The 5,078-nt window shown below is 62.3% G+C and carries 3 protein-coding genes; 1 reads left to right on the top strand and 2 read right to left on the bottom strand.

Going from position 1 to position 5,078, the window contains the following annotated elements; translation table 11 throughout:
- Together WA989_RS04320 and WA989_RS04315 are read right to left on the bottom strand one after the other, a co-directional pair.
- On the bottom strand, positions 1 to 795 hold a 795-nt coding region (locus WA989_RS04320), incomplete at its 3' end, for an aldose 1-epimerase (protein WP_424339281.1).
- Positions 788 to 3,280: a glycoside hydrolase family 3 N-terminal domain-containing protein gene (locus WA989_RS04315; RefSeq protein WP_424339280.1), complete on the bottom strand. Its 2,493-nt coding sequence runs from the start codon at positions 3,278 to 3,280 to the stop codon at positions 788 to 790. The genes WA989_RS04320 and WA989_RS04315, both read right to left, overlap by 8 nt.
- Positions 3,281 to 3,440: 160 nt before the next feature.
- Between WA989_RS04315 and WA989_RS04310 the strand changes: the two genes are divergently transcribed.
- The coding region (locus WA989_RS04310) for a glycosyl hydrolase 115 family protein (RefSeq protein WP_424339279.1) at positions 3,441 to 5,078 on the top strand (1,638 nt) is incomplete at its 3' end.

Here is a 5,078-nt window from a genome sequence, read left to right as displayed (position 1 = left end):
TGAGACGGGTTCGAAACAGAAAAAGGGCAGGTCAGGCGGCGTGTACACCACCGTTCCAGCAGGTGCACAGCTCGTCCGGACGGCAATCTCCATGGCCTGGCCCGGCTGGTGAATTGTCGCTGTCCCGTCCCAGCCGGCATAGCCATGGTCCAGATCGCGCGCATCGACATCAGTGAGCTGTGAAAAGTCCGTCTTCGGTGTCAGCGGATCGATCTCAGCGAGCCGCTCGCCCATCGGTGCAATCACGCCCGTGGCGCTGAATTGAAGCTGGGTGCCTGGATGGTGCGGGAAATAGGGGTGGAACCCCAGCCCGGCCGGCATCGGCCTGTTGTCGAGATTTGTCACATTCAGCGAGAGGATGACCTTGTTGGGGGCGAGCCGGATCATCTGGCTGCATTCATAGGCCCAGGGCCACCACCCGCTGCCCGACATCCACAGGCGCGCCGAGACATCATCCTGATGGGTCACCGTCCAGGCGCTGGTCCAGCCTTCGCCATGAATGGCATGCGCGTCGCCATCCCAATTGCTGTCGAGCGAATAGGCCTTCCCGCCGAATGAAAATTCGCCGTTGCGGATGCGGTTCGAGAACGGCACCAGCGGAAAACAGCCCGCATCGAGAACATTCCTGTCCCGCGGTCTGGTATCCGGGTGGAGCACATCCTTGCCCTGATGGCGCAGCGACACGATCCGCCCGCCGCAACCAGCCTGCAGCTCAAGCTCGAAACCGTGGCCGCGAAGCTGCCGCAGGTCAGAGGTTGCGTTGCGAGTTGAGCCGGGCAGGGCCGTATCACTCACCAGGACAGGTCTCTTGCGCGTCTGCATCCTCGACCAGGCGGGCATCGGAAATGGCCAGCGTTCCGGTGCCCGATGCCTGCACCAGGACAGGCGAGGTGACGGCTGTGAGATCGAGCTCACCGAGGCAGCTCAGAGAGATGCGAAGCTCGCTCCACTCGCCATTTCCGAGATCAGCCGCCGACAGCAGCCGTGTTCCGCTGCAATCGTCGCCTTCGCAGGCCATGCCGATTTCGACCGGAGAGGTCAGCGTCGAGCGCAGGGTGAGCATGAGCTCGATATCGGCATTGGCTTCGCGCATGATATCGCGGGTGGTGCCATCGATGAAGGCGACCTCGCCGCCAGCCTCTGGGAAGGTGAACAGGAGGGCATCTTCCTGGGCGGTGTGGTCGACGCGGCCCTGGCTGACGCCGTCGGAGGTGACCGCCTGCGAGTTCGTGCTGAAGCTGCCGTCGCCGAAGAACACGCTGCTACCGGCGGTCGCCTGCAGGGTGTCCGGCACTGTTTCATCAAGCTCGCCAACTTCGCCGGGCGATCCGTAGGAAAGGCCGTAGCCATAGGCAAAGAGCGGATCGTAGATCTCGTCTCCGACATTGAGCGGGCTCTGATCGGGGCTCTTTGGCCAGGAGTAGGATAGCGTGCCGGTGAAGTCATGGCGCGGGGTGCCGTCTTCCGCGCCGATCAGGACATCTGCGACGCCTGCGCCTTCGCTGCCCGGCAGCCAGGCGGCGACAAAGGCATCCGAGGCATTGATCTCTGGATTCACCCACATCGGGCGGCCCGACAGGAAGACGCTGACGGTCGGGATTCCGTCGGCTTGCAGCTTGCGCAGCAGCTCGATTTCGTTTGAGCCGTCGAGGTCATAAGCGAGATGGTCGACATCGCCGCGGAATTCGGCATACGGGTCCTCGCCGAAGACGACGATGGCGACATCCGGTGTCTGGACGTAGCTGCCATCCGGGCTGTGGGTGACGCTGCCAGCCGCAGAGACCAGACCGTCGAGGATCGAAGCGCCGTTCGGGAATTCGTCATTCTCGATGCCGCCGCCCTGCCATGTGAGCGTCCAGCCGCCAGACTGTTTCGAAATATCGTCTGCGCCATCGCCTGCGACGAGGATATTCGCCGTCGGCGCGATTGGCAGGACACCATCATTCTTGAGCAGGACGAGCGATTCGCGCACCGCCTGACGGGCAACGGCCCGGTGGTCCTGCGAGCCGAGAAGGTCGCTGCGACCGGCGAGCGGGCGCTCTGAGGGGCGCCCTTCGTCGAACAAGCCGTAGTGCAGCTTGGCGCGCAGGATACGGCGCACCGCGTCATCGAGGCGTGCCATCGGGATCTCGCCGCTCTGGGCCTGGGCGAGCGTATTTTCGTAAAGCCCCTTCCAGCTATCGGGCGCCATATACATGTCGATGCCGGCGATCAGCGCGGCCGGGCAGCTTTCATTGGTACAGCCATCGACCTGGCCGTGCGCGTTCCAGTCGCTGACGACGAAGCCGTCAAAACCCATGCGCTCCTTGAGAACATCGGTCAGCAGGTGTTTGTCGCCGGTCGTCTTGGTGCCGTTCCAGCTGGAAAAGGTCGCCATGATGGAGAGCGCGCCCGCTTCGATGGCAGGGGGATAGCCGGCGCCATGAATGCGCGCGAGCTCGGCTTCTGAGACCTGCGTGTCGCCTTGGTCTGCGCCGCCCTCAGTGCCGCCATCGCCGAGATAGTGCTTGGCCGTGGAGATCACATGTGTGTCGTCAAGAAAGTCATCCGCGCCGAAGACGCCCTGCAGGCCTTCCACGATCGCTGCGGAATAGGAGGCGACCACTTCGGGGTCTTCTGCAAAGCCTTCATAAGTGCGTCCCCAGCGGTCATCGCGCGGGACGGCGACGGTGGGTGCGAACGTCCAGTCATGGCCGGTCACGCGCAGCTCTGTGGCGGTAACTTCTGCGATCTTCTCGATCAGCCCGGGATTACGCATGGCGCCGAGGCCGATATTGTGCGGAAAGACGGTGCCGCCGATGACGTTATTATGGCCGTGGACCGCATCGATGCCCCAGATAATCGGGATCGCGATCTCGACCCCTTCAGGATCGACTGAGGCAGCATAATAGGCATCTGTCTCGGCGACCCATTCCTCGACGCTCGCATAGGGCTTGCCGTTCGGCGCTGAATTGCCGCCGCTGAGCACAGAGCCGAGCCGGTATTTTTTGACATCTTCGGGTGTCACGGAGCCATTGTCGGCCTGGATAACCTGGCCGACTTTCTGCTCCAGCGTCATCTTTGCCATGATCTCGTCAATGCGCGCCTCGATGGACGGATCGATGAGATCGCTCTGCGGGGCAGGCCACACAGAGACATCGGCTTGTTGTTCCGCCGGCTGTGGCGCAGCGGCCTCAGGCGCCGAGGTCTCGGCGGGTGGCTCGGCCGTGGTACAGGCCGTAACCAGAAGGCCGGCGGCAGCGGCGGCCAGCGGGACCCATGATGGATTGATGATGCGCATATTCTCGTCTCCCCTTTTCGCCTCTCCCTTGTGCGTTCGACTGTCTTTTCGAAAGACATGTCTTGGTTCGGTAGGTGGTTGCACCGGAGAATGTTGGCGTTAACATTTTGGCTAGACGATATCGAAATCGAGCGCAACGGAAAAGGCCAAGGTAAAATAAATGACGAAATACCGGTCGAGCCCTGCGGCGCCCAGATCCATCCTGCCGGTTCTGGTATCACTCCTGCTTTTCATGGCGCTGCCGGCCTGCGCACAAAGGGCTGCCGCGCCTGACTCGCGCGCCGGGGAAAGCGCGAGCGCAGAACCGGTGCAGCAGGGTTTCCCGATCTTTGCCGAGGAGCGTATCGCCACCATCCTTGTCGATCCGGGCGAAGATGAAGGCATTCTGCGGGCGGTCCGCAATCTGCAGGCCGACCTTGAAGCGCGGACAGGCGCACGCCCGCTCATCGCGACCAGCCTGCCGAATGAGACCGAGCATCTGATCATTGTCGGATCACTCGGCAAGTCGCGCTGGCTTGCGCCTCTGACAGAGCAGGCGGCCGTGTCTTCTGAAGGGCTGGCAGGGGAGTGGGAGGCCTTCATGCATGAGGCCGTGGAGCGCCCGTTTGATGGCGTCGAGAGCGCTCTTATTGTCGCAGGCTCTGACAAACGCGGCACGATATACGGGGTCTATGACCTTGCCGAACAGGCTGGCATCTCGCCCTGGACCTGGTGGGCTGATGTTCCGATTGAGCAGACAGATACGCTCTTCGTGCCCGGTGAGCGGCGCGTCGAGAAACCGGCCGTGCGCTATCGCGGCATCTTCCTGAATGATGAAAACCCGGCGCTCTATGGCTGGGTGAATGCCACCTATGGCGGCTTCAATCACGATTTCTATGAGCGTGTCTTCGAACTGATCCTGCGGCTCAAGGGTAATTATCTCTGGCCGGCCATGTGGGGCAAAGCCTTCTATGACGACGACCCGATGAATGCCGCGCTCGCCGATGAGATGGGCGTCGTCATCGGGACCTCGCATCACGAGCCGCTGGGCCGGGCGCATATTGAATGGGAGCGTTATGGCGAGGGCGCCTGGAATTTCGCATCCAACCCCGCCGTGCTGACAGACTTCTGGCGCTTCGGCATGGAGCGGATCGCGGGCCGCGAGGCGATCGTCACGATCGGCATGCGCGGGGACGGCGACGAGGCGATGACGGAAGGCACGGCCCCCGAGCTTCTGGAAGGCATTGTCGCCGCCCAGCGCGACATCATCGCCGAGGTGACAGGCGCGCCGGCCTCGGAGCAGCCTCAGATCTGGGCGCTCTACAAGGAAGTGCAGGACTATTACGATCAGGGCATGAGCGTGCCCGACGATGTCACGCTTCTCTTTGCCGATGATAATTGGGGCAATATCCGCCGCCTGCCGAAGCTCGGCGAAGAGCGTCCCGGCGGCTATGGCGTCTATTATCACTTCGATTATGTCGGCGGCCCGCGGAACTATAAATGGATCAACACCACGCAGCTGGAGCGCGTGCGCGAGCAGATGTCGGTTGCTTATGAATACGGCGCCGACGAGCTCTGGATCGTCAATGTCGGCGATCTGAAGCCCATGGAATTACCGATCGATTTCTTCCTCGACTTTGCCTGGGACCCTTCAGACTGGCCGCTGGAGCGGATGGGTGATTATACGCGCCAGTGGGCCGGCGAGCAGTTTCCCGATGAGCATGCAGACGAGATTGCGGACCTGCTCGACACCTACACGAAGTTTAATGCCCGCCGGAAGCCGGAGCTTCTCGATCCCGACACCTACAGCCTTGTAAAC

The organism is Henriciella sp. (genome assembly GCF_049649345.1).
GTDB lineage: Bacteria > Pseudomonadota > Alphaproteobacteria > Caulobacterales > Hyphomonadaceae > Henriciella.
Note: the sequence above shows the minus strand (reverse complement) of the source record. Positions and strands in the feature narration are given on the sequence as shown.